The organism is Enterobacter sp. 01-M-03-SI-ECC (assembly GCF_047530215.1).
Taxonomy (GTDB): Bacteria; Pseudomonadota; Gammaproteobacteria; order Enterobacterales; family Enterobacteriaceae; genus Enterobacter; species Enterobacter chengduensis.
Genome location: NZ_JBLKDA010000006.1, coordinates 161,596 through 176,508 on the forward strand (window position 1 = coordinate 161,596; position 14,913 = coordinate 176,508).

Here is a 14,913-nt window from a genome sequence, read left to right on the forward strand (position 1 = left end):
GTTATCCTGGGCCGGTTTACGCTCTTCATGAGCCCCCGGCGCGAAAAAGTGTAATTTTTTTTCCCGAGGCGTTGTAGAAAACCTGCTCACAACGGCAGATTTTCTTGCCTTTTTTTGCTGGCAATCGTTTGCTTTTACCAGGTGGTCAGATAAAATGCCCGCTTTTCCACCGTGGGATTGCCGCCGATGTCCGTTAACACCATAGAGTCGCCTGATGCGCAATCGATTGCGCAGAAGCAAAATAGCGAACTGATTTACCGCCTTGAAGATCGCCCGCCGCTGCCCCAGACGCTTTTCGCCGCCTGCCAGCATCTTCTGGCGATGTTTGTCGCGGTGATCACCCCGGCGCTGCTGATCTGCCAGGCGCTCGGCTTACCGGCGCAGGACACGCAGCACATCATCAGCATGTCTCTCTTCGCCTCCGGCGTGGCCTCGATTATTCAAATCAAAGCATGGGGTCCGGTGGGGTCGGGATTATTGTCGATTCAGGGCACCAGCTTTAACTTCGTGGCGCCGCTGATCATGGGCGGTACGGCCCTGAAAACCGGCGGTGCGGATGTCCCAACCATGATGGCGGCGCTGTTCGGCACGCTAATGCTGGCCAGCTGTACGGAGATGGTGATCTCCCGCGTACTGCATCTGGCTCGCCGCGTTATTACTCCGCTGGTTTCCGGCGTGGTGGTGATGATTATCGGCCTGTCGCTGATCCAGGTGGGCCTCACCTCCATCGGCGGGGGCTATGCCGCCATGAGCGACCACACCTTCGGCGCGCCGAAAAACCTGCTGCTGGCGGGCGTGGTGCTGGCGATCATTATTCTGCTTAACCGCCAGCGTAACCCTTACCTGCGCGTAGCCTCGCTGGTGATCGCCATGGCGGCGGGCTACCTGCTGGCATGGGCACTGGGCATGCTGCCGGAGAACGCCGCGCCGACCAACAGCGCGCTTATCACCGTCCCGACGCCGCTGTACTACGGTCTGGGCATTGACTGGGGCTTGCTCCTGCCGCTGATGCTGGTCTTTATGATCACCTCGCTGGAGACCATCGGCGATATCACCGCTACCTCTGACGTCTCCGAGCAGCCCGTTTCCGGCCCGCTGTACATGAAGCGCCTGAAAGGCGGCGTGCTGGCGAACGGCCTGAACTCGTTTGTCTCTGCAGTCTTCAACACCTTCCCGAACTCCTGCTTCGGTCAGAACAACGGCGTGATCCAGCTGACCGGCGTGGCCAGCCGCTACGTCGGTTTTGTGGTGGCGCTGATGCTGATCGTCCTCGGCCTGTTCCCGGCGGTAAGCGGTTTTGTGCAGCACATCCCCGAGCCGGTGCTGGGCGGCGCAACGCTGGTGATGTTCGGAACTATCGCAGCATCCGGCGTGCGTATCGTCTCCCGCGAGCCGCTGAACCGCCGCGCGATCATGATTATCGCGCTGTCGTTGGCGGTGGGTCTGGGCGTGTCTCAGCAGCCGCTGATCCTGCAGTTTGCGCCGGACTGGGTGAAAAACCTGCTCTCTTCCGGCATTGCCGCAGGCGGCATCACCGCTATCGTGCTGAACCTCGTTTTCCCGCCTGAAAAGAACTGATCCCCTTCACGGCAGGCGGTCAATGCCTGCCGTGACACCTAATTACACCATTCCCGCCTTGAGGATTGCGCATAAATCGTGCATAACTCCCTTATGTGCGTTTTGCGGGATGGAAGACCATGAAATTTATTGGAAAGCTGCTCGTCTATCTTCTGGTAGCCCTGCTCATTGTGCTGCTGGCGTTCTACATTCTGCTCCAGACCCGCTGGGGCGCTGCTCAGGTCAGCAGCTGGGTGACGGTGAATACCGATTACGAACTCAGTTTCGACAAGATGAATCACCGCTTTTCGTCGCCTTCCCACATCATTCTGGAAAACGTCACCTTCGGTCGGGACGGTAAACCCGCCACGCTGGTTGCCAAAAAAGTCGATATTGGCCTGAGCAGCCGCCAGATAACCGATCCGCTGTATATGGACACCATTACCCTGTTCGACGGCACGCTGAATCTCTCACCACAGACCGCGCCGCTGCCTTTCCAGGCGGATCGCCTGCAGCTGAACAACATGGCCTTTAACAGCCCGAATACCGAATGGGACCTGAGCGCGCAGAAGGTGACGGGCGGCGTCAGCCCATGGCAGCCGGAAGCAGGCAACGTTCTGGGGAAAAACGCGCAGATTCAGATGAGCGCAGGCTCGCTGACCCTTAACGGCGTACCGGCCACCAACGTGCTGATTGAGGGCCAGCTTAACGGCAAGGAAGTGGTGCTGAATACCATCGGAGCAGATATGGCTCGCGGCTCACTCACCGGCTCCGCCCTGCGCAACGCCGACGGGAGCTGGATTATCGACACGATGCGCCTGAACGAGATCCGCCTGCAGAGTGATAAAACCCTGAGAGACTTCTTCGCGCCGCTGGCCACCCTTCCTTCCCTGCAAATAGGCCGTCTGGACGTGACCGACGCCCGCCTGCAGGGCCCGGACTGGGCGGTAACCGATCTCGATTTAAGCCTGCGCAACCTGACGCTGAGCAAAGGCGACTGGCAGAGCCAGGAAGGTCGCCTGTCCATGAACGCCAGCGAGTTTATCTACGGCTCGCTGCATCTGTTTGACCCGATCCTGAACGCGGAGTTTTCCCCGCAGGGCATGGCGCTGCGCCAGTTCACCTCCCGCTGGGAGGGCGGCATGGTGCGCACCTCCGGTAACTGGCTGCGCGACGGTAAAGCGCTGGTGCTGGACGATGTCGCCATCGCCGGTCTGGAGTACACCCTGCCGCAGAACTGGAAAACGCTGTGGATGGAGCCGCTGCCGGAATGGCTGAACAGCGTCACGCTGCAAAAATTCGACCTGAGCCGCAACCTGGTGATCGACATCGATCCCGCCTTCCCGTGGCAGATCACCTCCCTGGACGGCTACGGCGCCAACCTGCAGCTGGCGAAAGATCGCCAGTGGGGCGTGTGGGGCGGCAGCGCAACCCTGAACGGCGCGGCAGCAACCTTCAACCGCGTGGACGTGCGCCGTCCGTCGCTGGCGCTGAATGCGAACGCCGCCACGGTGAACATTACCGACCTGAGCGCGTTTACCGAGAAAGGCATTCTGGAAGCGACGGCGACGGTTTCGCAACTGCCGCAGCGGCAAACCACGGTGAGCCTGAACGGTCGCGGCGTGCCGCTCAACGTGCTGCAACAGTGGGGCTGGCCTGCGCTGCCGATTACGGGCGACGGCAATATTCAGCTCACCGCCAGTGGCAGCATGCAGGCGAATGCACCGCTGAAGCCGACGGTAAACGGCAAGCTGAGCGCGGTGAATATGGATAAACAGCAGGTAGAGCAGACCATGACGGGCGGGGTGGTTTCAACGCCTGTGCAATAAACAAGCCGGGTGGCGGCTACGCCTTACCCGGCCTACGATCCCATGTAGGCCCGGTAAGCGAAGCGCCACCGGGCATTTTTCAAGCTCAGAAGTGAACCACCACCTCATTCCCCTCCGCTTTCACCACCACGCCCCACTCGCTGCCCGCCTGTGAGCCGCCTTTCACGCCGCCCACTTTCTGCACGTTGCGCAAGCATACCGACCAGTTTTGCGCCTCGCCCGCGCCGGACAGGGTCACAACGTCGCCCTCTCGCGACGCCTTCAGCGTAAATGCCACTGAACCGTCCGCCGCAGGCACTTCGCTCACCGCCGATGCGCCATCCTCCAGGTTAAACAGCTGGAAAGCCGTCCCCTCGTTCCACGCATAGTCTGGTTTCTGGCTGTTATTGCCCAGCGCCAGCAGGGTGTTATCGCGCACATAGACCGGCAGGCTCATGAAATCATGCTGTTGCCTATGCCAGCGGCTGCCCTGGATTTCGTCGTTATGCCACAGGTGCGTCCAGCGTCCTTCCGGCAGCCAGAACTGCACGTCGCCCGCCTCGGAGAACACCGGTGCCACCATCACCGCATCCCCCAGCATGTACTGGCGGTCGAGATAATCGCACGCCGGATCGTCCGGGAACTCCAGCATCATCGCCCGCAGCATCGGCGTACCGCACTCGCGCGCCAGCGCCGCCTGGCGATACAGATACGGCATCATCCGGCACTTCAGCTGCGTAAAGTGGCGCACCACGTCGCAGGACTCGTCATCGTACGCCCACGGCACGCGGTAGGATTTACTGCCGTGCAGGCGGCTATGGCTGGATAAAAGCCCGAACGCGCACCAGCGTTTGTAAACGTGCGCCGGGGCGGTGTTTTCGAATCCGCCGATATCGTGGCTCCAGAATCCGAAGCCGGAGAGGCCAATCGACAGCCCGCCGCGCAGGCTTTCGGCCATCGACTCGTAGTTGGCGTAGCAGTCGCCGCCCCAGTGCACCGGAAACTGCTGCGCGCCCACGGACGCCGAGCGGGCAAACAGCACCGCCTCTTCTTCGCCCACCGTCTCTTTCAGCACGTTCCACACCAGCTCGTTGTAGATATAGGCGTAGTGGTTATGCATCTTCTGCGGATCGGATCCGTCAAACCACTGCACGTCCGTCGGGATGCGCTCGCCAAAGTCGGTCTTAAAGCAGTCGACGCCGATGCCCACCAGGCCTTTCAGCTTGTCGGCATACCACCGGCACGCTTCCGGGTTAGTGAAGTCATAAATTGCCAGCCCCGGCTGCCACTTATCCCACTGCCACAGAGAGCCGTCCGGGCGCCTGAGCAGGTAGCCCTTCTGTTTCAGCTCCTGGAATACCGGCGACTTCTGGCCGATGTACGGGTTAATCCACACGCAGACCTTCAGCCCTTTCTCCTTCAGGCGGCGGATCATTCCTTCAGGGTCCGGGAAGGTCACCGGGTCCCACTCGAAGTCGCACCACTGGAAGGCCTTCATCCAGAAGCAGTCGAAGTGGAAGACGTGCAGCGGCAGGTCGCGCTCGGCCATGCCGTCGATAAAGCTGTTCACCGTCGCTTCATCGTAGTTGGTGGTGAACGAGGTGGTGAGCCACAGGCCGAACGACCACGCGGGCGGCAGCGCCGGACGTCCGGTAAAGCGCGTGTAGCGGTTGAGCACCTCTTTCGGCGTCGGGCCGTCAATCACGAAGTACTCCAGATACTCCCCTTCAACGCTGAACTGCACTTTGGAGACTTTCTCGGACCCCACCTCGAACGAGACGTTTTCCGGATGGTTGACCAGCACGCCGTAGCCGCGGTTAGTGAGGTAGAACGGGATGTTTTTGTAAGACTGCTCGGTGCTTGTGCCGCCGTCGCGGTTCCACGTTTCGACCGTCTGGCCGTTGCGCACCAGGGCGGTGAAGCGCTCGCCCAGACCGTAGACCGTTTCGCCCACGCCGAGGTCGAGACGTTCAAACACATAGTTGCGGTCGGTGTTGGTATCCTGCACGTAGCCGTTGTTTTTCAGCTGGCTGCCGGTAATGCGCTGGCCGTTGCGCAGGAAGTCCAGCGCCCAGAACTCGCCTTTGGTAACGCGCACGCTGACGCTGCCGCTTTTCAGCTCGGCAAATTCCGCGTTGTTTTCAATCTCGACCTTCACGTCTTTCAGCACGTTCAGCGGATAGTGCGGGCCGTTGTTCAGCGCGCCCTGAAAGTGCTCGATGCGCACCCCGACAATCCCCTCCTGCGGGGCAAACAGGCGCACCGTGAACATGAGCGTGTCGAGCTGCCAGGTGCGCTCGCGCACGTCGCGCGGCGCAACAAACGCCACCAGGTCATTGCCCTGCTGCTCCACCTCGAACACCTGAACCGGATAGGTTACGTTCAGGCCCGGTTGAATAAGCCAGTTTCCATCACTGATTTTCATGCTTTCGTCCTCTTAGTTCTGCAATTCTTTGCTGACCGGCAGGTTTTCAAACGCCTGCTGATTGCGGCGCGCGCCCTGCGCCAGCTCGCCCAGGATTTTGGTCAGGAAAGGGGTTTTCAGCGTGTAGTAGCGTTTGGCGATAATGGCGCTCAGCACGTAGCAGACCGCCGGGGCCAGGGTAAACAGGCCGATAATGATGCTGATGGTCGCGCTGTTCTGGGTTTTGGCCGCCGCGTCGTAGCCGCCGCCTGCCAGCATCCAGCCGATCATCGCCCCGCCCAGCGCCAGGCCGAGCTTCAGCACGAACAGCGTTCCCGCAAAGCTGATGCCGGTCAGGCGCTTGCCGTTGGTCCATTCGCCGTAGTCGACGGTATCGGACATCATCACCCATTGGATCGGCGTCACCAGCTGGTGCAGCACGCCGATGACGAAGATAAAGGCGAACATCACCACGGTGGCATGCATCGGCACGAAGAACATCGCCACGCTCACCACCGCCAGCGCGGCGTTGGTCCACCAGAAGATGCTGACCTTACACTTCCAGTCGGTGAGCGGTTTCGCCAGCGCGGAGCCGATCAGGTTGCCGACGCAGTAGGTGGTGAGGAACGCGACGAACACTTCCGGCGAGCCCATGATCCAGGTGCAGTAGTACATCATCGCGCCGCCGCGCACGCAGACGGCGAGGATGTTGAGGATGGTGAGCACGCCAACGATGCGCCACTGGTCGTTGTGCCAGATGTCGCGCAGGTCTTCCCGCATCGAAGTGGTGCTCGGCGGCACCTGGATGCGCTCTTTGGTGGTGGAGAAGCAGAACGCCAGCATCAGGAACGCGACCACCGACAGTACGGCGATACCGCCCTGGAAGCCGAACGCCTTATCGTCGCCGCCGATCAGGTTCACCAGCGGCATCATCAGCACCGTGGAGAGCATGCCGCCCGCGGTCGCCAGCACGAAGCGCCAGGACTGAAGGGAGATACGCTGCGTCGGGTCGTTGGTGATCACCCCGCCCAATGCGCAGTACGGGATGTTGACCACGGTGTAGAGCAGGGTCAGCAGGGTGTAGGTAATAGCGGCGTAAACCATTTTGCCGTTGAGGCTGAGATCCGGCGTGGTATAGGCCAGCACGCAGACGATGCCGAACGGAATGGCGCCGAACAAAATCCACGGGCGGAACTTGCCCCAGCGGCTGCGGGTGCGGTCGGCAATCAGCCCCATGCACGGGTCTGAGATTGCATCCAGCGCGCGCGCCAGCAGGAACATGGTGCCGACAAAGCCGGCGGGAATGCCGAAAATATCGGTGTAGAAAAACATCATGTACAACATGACGTTATCAAAAATGATGTGGCTAGCGGCATCTCCCATGCCGTAGCCAATCTTCTCTTTTACTGACAATACTTCGCTCATATTTTATTCATCCTTCACGCGGTAGGGGGCGCTGAGACCGGTTGCATTGGTTTTAAACCATTGTTTCATGAGCGGGTATTGCGTTTTCTGGTTAGCAGATTACGTTTCTTGTTTTTTGTGATCGCGGTAAATATTGGAGAGCACGAATGGCTAACGTGAGGATTTTCTTAGGAATTAACTGAAACAGGGGGGTACAGGTCAAAAGAGAGGTGAAAAAAGTGTGTCGGGGTATGTGGTAAATGCCTGAAAGTAGCTATAATGCGCCCCGCCTCCATGTAGCAATGCAGGCGCGGAAGATCGTCATCTCCGGTGAGGTGGCTGGACTTCAAATCCAGTTGGGGACGCCAGCGTTCCCGGGCAGGTTCGACTCCTGTGATCTTCCGCCAATTTATTGATTTTAATGAATTTTAGTCCTTGTTAAATACATCCTTTTAAGCATATCTCCATCATTTTTGCCCTATTCCTTTTTCAAGATTGCACTTACTCCAAAATTCTAGGAAAATCACCCAATCCTAGTATGGAGAAAGACATTTTGAACACTAAGACCTTTAACGTGTTTTGCGATGAATCATGTCATCTTTTAAATGATCACCAAGAAGTTATGGTGATAGGTGCTACATGGTGTCCTGACTCAATTACAAAGAAAATTTCCCGCGATATCAGAGCGATAAAAGTAAAACACGGTTTAAGCGAGGAGTTCGAAATAAAATGGACCAAAGTATCCAAATCTAAAGTTTCATTTTATTTAGAATTAGTTGACTATTTTTTTTCTAATCAAGCATTACGTTTTAGAGCGGTTATAGTTCCCCATAAAAGTAGGCTAGACCATCATAGATTCAATCAAGATCATAATACATTTTATTATAAAATTTGCTTCTATTTATTGAAAAATATAATTGAGAACCAGAGCTTATATAGAGTTTACTTCGACATAAAAGACACCCTTGGAATCGAGAAGATTGAAAAGTTAAGAAGAGTTCTTCATAATTCGGGTTATGATTTTAATAGGGATTCAATCCAAAGAATTCAGCATATACGTTCTCATGAAGTTCAACAACTACAACTAGCTGATTTATTTATAGGTGCTTTAGGTTATCTTCATAGAGGTTTGAATACAAATGAAGGTAAATTACAGATCATCGAAAAAATAAGGTTTTATACTAATAGAGATCTATTAAGAAGTACGTTACCTACCGAGCGAAAATTCAACGTTTTTGTTTGGGAGTCACGCTAATGCTCGAAATGCCCGATCTGCTCGAATTTTCTGGTGACTGGTCATTATATATTGAAGAGGTCTACAATGAATTCCAGCATTCATTTCTTAGGTCTGGCATCCAATTTCGGGGCCTTCCGGTTCAACCTCGTTTCACTCCTGAATATGATGGAAAAGAATTTGGATTTTGGCATTTGACTTCTGAAGGTGAAAAAGAAGAAGAACGAACGCCCGATCTTTCACGATGTGCTAGAATCAGATGGATATCGCATATGATTATTCATTCAGATAATGAGCATTTATCTTGTTGGGAAGAGAGGCGTGGAAATAACACCGAAATCGTTATTTGGAATGAAATAGAAGACTATGTCGTGGTGCTGGCGGCTCGTAGAGACTACTGGCTATTAAAAACCGCTTATGTAGTAAATAGAACTGGCAAACGCAGACAACTTGCAAACAGCAGAGCAAGATCACAAGTAGTATAAAAAGCTGAACCCGACACACATTTCTATGCACCGGGTTCGTACGCTCTTTCTACACATGGTAGATGAGACGCCTTTAATGTAAGTTACGGAACAGCCATAGTCAACCATCCTTGGGAAAGTCAAGGTTGTTAAACAACATACAGCTACATTTAACCCATTGAAATTAATTATAAAAGATGAATGCAAACGATTGATTGTTAATCCCTATCAATTAAGAAGGCAAAGTCATCCATCCTTTAAAGAAGACTTTTACTATCAAAACTTAAGCATACGACTAATTGTTGCTCGTTTTTTCCCGCAATCTCCACTGACATGCTTCCTTCACCCACTTACTAAAATTCCCCTTCCCCGCAGCCTTCTCAATCTGCTCCAAAAGCTCATCCTCGAACCGGATGTTCTTCATCGTGCTCTTGGTACGGTCAAAATTTGGTTTCTTTTTCTCTTGCATGGTAGGTACCACTTCGGTTAGTTTATCTGCATGTGGTACCTACCACATGGATTTGGAATTCTGACAACGCCCGGCAGTGTTGGAGCACTAATGGGAGTCTAACCTCACCAACTATCAAGGAGTTGATTATGGCTGATTCGCATTCTACCCCAGACACCGACCAATCCGGAACCGAGCGTTCGTTAATTGTGGGATACCGCCCGAATGTTTTCGACAAATCCACGCCCAATATCATTCTGTCCGGCAAGTGGCTGCGCGCCGCAGGCTTTGATACCGGGCAGCAGATCACGGTCAAGGTGATGAAAGGGTGCATCGTTCTGGTGGCTTATAACGAGCAGGAGCAGCGGTTGCAGGACGATTATAAACGGACGAAAGCAAAGCTCGTTGAGATAGAGAATGCACTCGCAGCGATTCAAATCCAGCATCCTGGAAAGCGCCTCGTAAAATCAAATACAAACCACCCGGCTTAGCGGCGGTTTCTGGCATACTACACGCTAGTAAGATTAATCACTCGAAAGAGGGAGGCGACATGGCAGATAAAGACGTAATCCAATCTCCAGCAGGCGAATTTGTTATGTTTGCCAGTGATGACGGTACGGTTCGCATCACATGTCGCTTTGAACATGAAACGCTCTGGCTGTCGCAAGCAGCCATTGCGGCTCTTTATCAGGTCACTCCTCAGGCCATTACTCAGCATATTAAAGCCATTTACGAAGAAGGTGAGCTTGAACAAAAAGCAACTTGTAAGGCTTACTTACAAGTTCAGCAAGAAGGTCAGCGCAAGGTTAATCGCAACACACTTCACTATAGTCTACCCGTCATTCTCGCCATCGGCTATCGCGTCCGATCCACGCGAGGTACACAGTTCCGCCAGTGGGCTACCCAAACGCTGCAGGAATATCTGGTAAAAGGCTTCGTTATGGACGACGAGCGCCTGAAAAATCCACCTGTCGGATCATCCGCCGTACCTGACTATTTCGATGAAATGCTGGAACGCATTCGCGATATACGGGCCAGCGAACGGCGGGTTTATCTCCGCGTGAGGGAGATTTTTGCATTGGCCGCTGATTACCAGCCATCACTCAAAGAAACCACGCAATTCTTCCAGACCATCCAGAATAAACTGCATTTTGCCTGCACGGGCCACACCGCTGCTGAGTTGATTCACAAACGTGCGGACGCTACTCAACCGCATATGGGGCTGACCAGCTATAAAGGCGAAGAAGTTCGTAAAAGCGATGTCACCACGGCAAAAAATTATCTGTCTCAGGATGAGGTCAGCGAGCTTAATCGCGTCGTTAATATGTGGCTCGATTTTGCCGAAGATCAGGCCAAACGCCGCAAGCAGGTATTTTTACGAGACTGGCAAAACAAACTCGATCAGTTCCTGCGATTTAACGACCGGGACGTTTTAGAAGGGGCAGGCAAGATCAGCAAGAAAGCGGCCGATGAAAAGGCGTGCTCAGAATACGTTGAGTATGAAAAAAAGCAGCGCCTGCTGAAAGAAGCCGAAGGTGAGAAAGATATTATCGGCTTATTAAAATGGGATAAGCAGGCTAAGCGCTAATCCTGGTATTCCTGCTCAGCTTCATATGCAGCAACGGAAACGGATTCCCCTGCCCATCCCGTTCCGAGCGCCCGACCTGCTCAAAGCCCATATGGCGATAAAACGCGACGCCCTGTGGATTCTGCTCATTCACGTCCACTTCGTTCGCGCCGAACTCTGAGATGGCGTGTTGCAGCAGCAATTTCCCAACGCCCTTCCCGCGGCTCGCGTCGTCAACAAACAGCATCTCAATACGGTTTTCATCGACACCGAAAAAGCCGTGAATAACGCCCTTTTCATCACGGGCAATGAAAACGTTGAGGTTGGGGAGATAGGCGTTGAGCAAAAGCGGGCGCAGCGCCGCAATATCGCTTTCCTGTAAAAAGTGATGGGTGGCGCGAACGGAGGATTCCCAGATCGCGACGAGACGTTCAAACTGTTCAGACACTGCGGTTTCAATTTTCATGCGGGGATCATCTTCGGCTCGCCGTGATAAATCAACCTATTCTCCGCTCCCACCCACTTAACTTTCCCTCTTTCCGTGTCGCTCTGGATCGATAACGATACGGAGCGCCCCGATGAAAAAACTCACCCTACTGCTGTTAACCGCCTGGATGCTGACCGGCTGTGCCGCCATCTTCGGCAGCAATGAAGAAACCGTCACCATCAGCAGCACGCCGGACAACGTCCCGTTTGCAGTCATCGACCGCACCGGCGCCATCACCGCCACCGGCGTCACGCCGAAAACCCTCGCGCTGAAGAAATCCGACGGCAGCTATTTCGGCAAGCGCGAGTACTCGCTCACGCTCAGGCAGCCAGGCTACTACTCTGCCAGCATGCCGCTGGCGTACCGCTTTAGCCGCTGGTACACGCTGGGGAACGTCATCTTCCTGGGCGTGCCGGGCTGGCTAATCGTCGATCCGTTCTTCGGCGGCATGTATACGCTGAAGGAAGATTCGGTTCACGTCATCCTGCGTCCCTGCCCGCGCGGACCGTTTAGCGACATGTGCAGCTAGCGCGCTACTGCTTCACCCAGACCAGCTGGTCAACCCGGAAGCCCAGGCTGCGCGCGGTGTTCAGGTAATCCTGCTTCACCGCATCCGGGATGGTTGGCGTGCGCGACAAAATCCACAGGTAATCGCGGTTTGGGCCGCTGACCAGCGCGTACTGGTACTTGTCGTCCAGCCTGATCACGTTATACCCCCCGTAGAACGGGCCGAAGAAGGAGACCTTCAGCGCGGCCGTGGTCGGCTCGCCGGTGAAGTACGCTTTCCCTTCGCTCTCGTTCCACTTGTGTTTCACCGGATCGTAACCCCGGTTGAGCACGCTGATCCCGCCGTCGCTACGCTTGCCGTAGGTAGCGGTCACCTGCTCAAGACCGCGCTCAAAGCGGTTTTCCAGGCGAGCGACCTCGTACCATTTGCCGAGATAGCGGCTAGCGTCAAAACCGGAAATGGGCTGCACGCCTTTCGGCGGCGTAGGGGATTTACAGGCGACCAGCGTCAGGGCAATGGCGACACCGGTCACAACAGGCCATAGCTTCATGAGAATTCCTTTCATTTGCACGGTTGGATGTTAAGTGTAGTGCACCGTTTCGGCGCTTCATCCCGTTCGGGAAAATTCGTAGTATATTGAGAGTATTCCTCCACTCTGGACACGGACATGGCTTACTCCATCGGCGAATTCGCCAGACTCAGCGGCATTACCGCCACCACCCTGCGGGCGTGGCAGCGTCGCTATGGTTTACTCAAGCCACAGCGCACGGAAGGCGGCCACCGCCAGTACAGCGATGCGGACGTCCAGCAGGCGCTGAAAATCCTCGACTGGGTCAAAAAAGGCGTCCCGATTGGCCAGGTTAAACCGCTGCTGGAACGCCCGACGCCGGGGCGGACCAACAACTGGCAAACCCTGCAGCAGAACATGCTGCAGCGCCTGCAGGACGGCAAAGTCGAGTCCCTGCGCCAGATGATATATGACGCCGGACGCGAGTACCCAAGGCCGGAGCTGGTCGCGAACGTGCTGCGCCCGCTGCGCAGCCAGGTCTCGGCTAACGTCGCCGCCGCCATGACCCTGCGCGCGATCCTCGACGGCATCATCATCGCCTACACCTCGTTTTGTCTCGAAGGCGATAAAAAAGCGCCGGGCGACAATATTCTGCTCAGCGGCTGGCACCTCAACGACCCGTGCGAGATCTGGCTCGAAGCCTTAACGCGCACCGGGCAGGGCCACCGGATCGATATCCTGCCGGTTCCCCCTGACGCGCTGGCACCGGAGATTTTCCCGGAGCGCAAATGGGTGCTGGTCACCAGCGGCAAGCTCACCGCCGGGCGGAAAAAGCAGCTGGAGCAGTGGCAGCAGCAGGTATCGCTTGAAGTGATTATCCTCTGATCATTTTCTCCTGCGGGAATCTTCACGAAAAGTTGAATATTTTCCCGCGCCGCAGATGCTAACGTTTTCCTGTGATGAACAACTCCACAGGAAAACACCATGAAAAAAACTGCCCCTCTGCTGATCCTGGCCTCAATGGCCTTTACCCCTGCCGCCTTTAGCGCCCCTGTCGGCACGCTAAGCGTCCACATTCTCGACCAGCAAACCGGGATGCCGCCATCCGACGTGACCGTTACGCTGGAGAAGCAGCAGCAGGACACCTGGACCCCGGTTGCCAGCGGCAAAACCGACCACGACGGACGCATCAAGTCGCTCTATCCGCAGGATCAGGACATGCAGCCCGGCGTCTATAAAGTGACCTTCAAAACCGCAGAGTACTTCCACGGCAAAAAGCTGGAGACCTTCTTCCCGGAGATCCCGGTGCTGTTTACCGTGACCCGCACCAACGAAAAGCTGCACATCCCCCTTCTGCTGAGCCAGTACGGTTATTCGACCTACAAGGGCAGTTAAGACGCATTGATTTTAAAGGAATAAAAAAAATAGTTCCGCGAATACTTGGACAAATTAGTCATGTTGTGTAAGTTTTAAGTATATGAACGGGAGGACCACACCATGACAACGAAACCTGTGCTCGGTATTAGCGGATGTTTGACCGGATCCGCCGTACGCTTTGACGGCGGACACAAGCGTATGGGCTTCGTCATGGATGAGCTGGCCCAGTGGGTGAATTTCCGCCCCGTCTGCCCGGAAATGGCCATTGGCCTGCCGACGCCTCGCCCGGCGCTGCGTCTGATCGTGACTGACCGCGGTGAAACGCAGATGCGCTTCAGCCACGCGCCTCACGAAGACGTTACGCAGAAAATGGCGGACTTTACGGCAGATTTTTTGCCGAAAATCGGCGATCTCGCCGGTTTTATCGTCTGCGCAAAATCCCCAAGCTGCGGCATGGAGCGCGTGCGGCTGTATGATGAAAACGGCAACCGGGGCCGCAAGGAGGGGGTCGGGCTGTTCACCGCCGCCCTTCTTGAAACCTGGCCGTGGCTGCCCGTGGAGGAGGATGGACGCCTGCACGACCCGGTGCTGCGGGAAAACTTCGTCGAGCGCGTTTTTGCGCTGCATGAGCTGAACACGATTCGCGCCAACGGCCTGACCCGCCGCGCGCTGCTGGACTTTCACAGCCGCTACAAGCTTCAGCTGCTGGCGCACCATCAGGCGGGCTACCGCGAAATCGGCCCGTTCGTTGCCTCGCTGCACGAGTGGGAAGACCTGGATGCCTTCTTCGTAGCGTACAGGGAAAAGCTGATGACCATCCTGAAAAAACCGGCTTCGCGGAAAAACCACACCAACGTGCTGATGCATATTCAGGGGTACTTCCGTAACCAGCTTAACACCCGCCAGCGCGGCGAGCTGCGCGACGTGATCCTGCACTACCGCAACGGGCAGTTGCCTATCCTTGCTCCGATCACGCTGCTGAAACACTATCTGGCCGAATACCCCGACCGGTATCTGATGACGCAAAACTACTTTGATCCCTATCCTGATGATTTGGGTCTGCGTCTGGCAGTCAAGTGATCATAAAAATGCGAAGGCCCATTGACCCTTAGAGGCCCAAAGCAGTACCCAGTTTAGACGACATCCT

General features: G+C 55.6%; 15 protein-coding genes and 1 tRNA gene. 11 read left to right on the plus strand and 5 right to left on the minus strand.

Annotated elements, in window-relative coordinates:
• The first annotated feature begins 186 nt into the window (after positions 1-186).
• Positions 187-1,578: a xanthine/proton symporter XanP gene (xanP, locus tag ACMWKK_RS08390; protein WP_112780030.1), complete on the plus strand. Its 1,392-nt coding sequence runs from the start codon at positions 187-189 to the stop codon at positions 1,576-1,578.
• Between the two features lie 119 nt (positions 1,579-1,697).
• Positions 1,698-3,386, plus strand: coding sequence for an AsmA family protein (locus ACMWKK_RS08395; RefSeq protein ID WP_112780029.1), 1,689 nt, complete (start codon positions 1,698-1,700; stop codon positions 3,384-3,386).
• A gap of 85 nt (positions 3,387-3,471) precedes the next feature.
• On the opposite strand, the gene yicI is transcribed toward ACMWKK_RS08395, so the two are convergent.
• Together yicI and ACMWKK_RS08405 are read right to left on the minus strand one after the other, a co-directional pair.
• Entirely contained in the window at positions 3,472-5,790 is a 2,319-nt protein-coding gene (gene yicI / locus ACMWKK_RS08400) for an alpha-xylosidase (RefSeq protein ID WP_112780028.1), read from the minus strand.
• A 12-nt stretch (positions 5,791-5,802) separates the two neighbouring features.
• Positions 5,803-7,194, minus strand: a complete 1,392-nt coding sequence (locus tag ACMWKK_RS08405; protein WP_112780027.1) for a glycoside-pentoside-hexuronide family transporter — start codon at positions 7,192-7,194, stop codon at positions 5,803-5,805.
• Positions 7,195-7,485: 291 nt separating this feature from the next.
• Here ACMWKK_RS08405 and ACMWKK_RS08410 point away from each other — a divergent pair.
• The 3 genes from ACMWKK_RS08410 to ACMWKK_RS08420 all read left to right on the plus strand — a co-directional run bounded on the left by ACMWKK_RS08410 (position 7,486) and on the right by ACMWKK_RS08420 (position 8,892).
• Positions 7,486-7,580, plus strand: a tRNA-Sec gene (locus tag ACMWKK_RS08410).
• Positions 7,581-7,726: 146 nt separating this feature from the next.
• Positions 7,727-8,428 carry a DUF3800 domain-containing protein gene (locus tag ACMWKK_RS08415; RefSeq protein ID WP_258526843.1) on the plus strand — a complete coding sequence of 234 codons (702 nt, stop codon included), beginning with the start codon at positions 7,727-7,729 and terminating at the stop codon, positions 8,426-8,428.
• Positions 8,428-8,892, plus strand: coding sequence for an oxidoreductase (locus tag ACMWKK_RS08420; RefSeq protein ID WP_112780026.1), 465 nt, complete (start codon positions 8,428-8,430; stop codon positions 8,890-8,892). The genes ACMWKK_RS08415 and ACMWKK_RS08420 overlap by 1 nt, the downstream gene beginning before the upstream one ends.
• Positions 8,893-9,166: 274 nt before the next feature.
• Here the strand turns inward: ACMWKK_RS08420 and ACMWKK_RS08425 are convergent, their stop codons facing one another.
• A complete protein-coding gene (locus ACMWKK_RS08425; protein WP_112780025.1) occupies positions 9,167-9,340 on the minus strand; it encodes a YlcI/YnfO family protein in 174 nt (57 codons plus the stop codon).
• Positions 9,341-9,468: 128 nt separating this feature from the next.
• Between ACMWKK_RS08425 and ACMWKK_RS08430 the strand changes: the two genes are divergently transcribed.
• On the plus strand, positions 9,469-9,810 hold the full coding sequence (locus ACMWKK_RS08430; protein ID WP_112780024.1) for a SymE family type I addiction module toxin: 342 nt from the start codon (positions 9,469-9,471) through the stop codon (positions 9,808-9,810).
• A 59-nt stretch (positions 9,811-9,869) separates the two neighbouring features.
• The gene (locus ACMWKK_RS08435) at positions 9,870-10,907 is read left to right on the plus strand and encodes a virulence RhuM family protein (protein ID WP_112780023.1); all 1,038 of its coding nucleotides are present in this window, start codon (positions 9,870-9,872) and stop codon (positions 10,905-10,907) included.
• Here the strand turns inward: ACMWKK_RS08435 and ACMWKK_RS08440 are convergent.
• A complete protein-coding gene (locus tag ACMWKK_RS08440) occupies positions 10,897-11,352 on the minus strand; it encodes an acetyltransferase (protein WP_112780022.1) in 456 nt (151 codons plus the stop codon). The two genes, ACMWKK_RS08435 and ACMWKK_RS08440, sit on opposite strands and share 11 nt — an antisense overlap.
• A 112-nt stretch (positions 11,353-11,464) precedes the next feature.
• Here ACMWKK_RS08440 and ACMWKK_RS08445 point away from each other — a divergent pair, with 112 nt between their 5' ends.
• A complete protein-coding gene (locus tag ACMWKK_RS08445) occupies positions 11,465-11,902 on the plus strand; it encodes a hypothetical protein (protein WP_112780021.1) in 438 nt (145 codons plus the stop codon).
• A gap of 4 nt (positions 11,903-11,906) precedes the next feature.
• Here the strand turns inward: ACMWKK_RS08445 and ACMWKK_RS08450 are convergent, their stop codons facing one another.
• Positions 11,907-12,431, minus strand: a complete 525-nt coding sequence (locus ACMWKK_RS08450) for a lipocalin family protein (protein WP_112780020.1) — start codon at positions 12,429-12,431, stop codon at positions 11,907-11,909.
• Between the two features lie 117 nt (positions 12,432-12,548).
• On the opposite strand from ACMWKK_RS08450, the gene ACMWKK_RS08455 reads away from it, so the two are divergent.
• From ACMWKK_RS08455 to ACMWKK_RS08465, 3 genes are all read left to right on the plus strand, one after another.
• Positions 12,549-13,274, plus strand: a complete 726-nt coding sequence (locus ACMWKK_RS08455) for a MerR family transcriptional regulator (RefSeq protein ID WP_045328622.1) — start codon at positions 12,549-12,551, stop codon at positions 13,272-13,274.
• A gap of 99 nt (positions 13,275-13,373) precedes the next feature.
• Complete coding sequence (gene uraH / locus ACMWKK_RS08460) at positions 13,374-13,784, plus strand: hydroxyisourate hydrolase (protein ID WP_112780019.1); 411 nt, start codon at positions 13,374-13,376, stop codon at positions 13,782-13,784.
• Between the two features lie 102 nt (positions 13,785-13,886).
• The gene (locus ACMWKK_RS08465) at positions 13,887-14,846 is read left to right on the plus strand and encodes a YbgA family protein (RefSeq protein ID WP_112780018.1); all 960 of its coding nucleotides are present in this window, start codon (positions 13,887-13,889) and stop codon (positions 14,844-14,846) included.
• Positions 14,847-14,913: the final 67 nt, after the last annotated feature.

Excerpts from the sequence above, each read along its gene's own strand:
- ACMWKK_RS08450 (WP_112780020.1), bottom strand. The coding sequence starts at position 12,431 with ATGAAGCTATGGCCTGTTGTGACCGGTGTCGCCATTGCCCTGACGCTG.
- ACMWKK_RS08430 (WP_112780024.1), top strand. The coding sequence starts at position 9,469 with ATGGCTGATTCGCATTCTACCCCAGACACCGACCAATCCGGAACCGAG.
- ACMWKK_RS08455 (WP_045328622.1), top strand. The coding sequence starts at position 12,549 with ATGGCTTACTCCATCGGCGAATTCGCCAGACTCAGCGGCATTACCGCC.
- ACMWKK_RS08435 (WP_112780023.1), top strand. The coding sequence starts at position 9,870 with ATGGCAGATAAAGACGTAATCCAATCTCCAGCAGGCGAATTTGTTATG.
- ACMWKK_RS08425 (WP_112780025.1), bottom strand. The coding sequence starts at position 9,340 with ATGCAAGAGAAAAAGAAACCAAATTTTGACCGTACCAAGAGCACGATG.
- ACMWKK_RS08420 (WP_112780026.1), top strand. The coding sequence starts at position 8,428 with ATGCTCGAAATGCCCGATCTGCTCGAATTTTCTGGTGACTGGTCATTA.
- ACMWKK_RS08440 (WP_112780022.1), bottom strand. The coding sequence starts at position 11,352 with ATGAAAATTGAAACCGCAGTGTCTGAACAGTTTGAACGTCTCGTCGCG.
- ACMWKK_RS08405 (WP_112780027.1), bottom strand. The coding sequence starts at position 7,194 with ATGAGCGAAGTATTGTCAGTAAAAGAGAAGATTGGCTACGGCATGGGA.
- ACMWKK_RS08465 (WP_112780018.1), top strand. The coding sequence starts at position 13,887 with ATGACAACGAAACCTGTGCTCGGTATTAGCGGATGTTTGACCGGATCC.
- yicI (WP_112780028.1), bottom strand. The coding sequence starts at position 5,790 with ATGAAAATCAGTGATGGAAACTGGCTTATTCAACCGGGCCTGAACGTA.
- xanP (WP_112780030.1), top strand. The coding sequence starts at position 187 with ATGTCCGTTAACACCATAGAGTCGCCTGATGCGCAATCGATTGCGCAG.
- ACMWKK_RS08445 (WP_112780021.1), top strand. The coding sequence starts at position 11,465 with ATGAAAAAACTCACCCTACTGCTGTTAACCGCCTGGATGCTGACCGGC.
- ACMWKK_RS08395 (WP_112780029.1), top strand. The coding sequence starts at position 1,698 with ATGAAATTTATTGGAAAGCTGCTCGTCTATCTTCTGGTAGCCCTGCTC.
- uraH (WP_112780019.1), top strand. The coding sequence starts at position 13,374 with ATGAAAAAAACTGCCCCTCTGCTGATCCTGGCCTCAATGGCCTTTACC.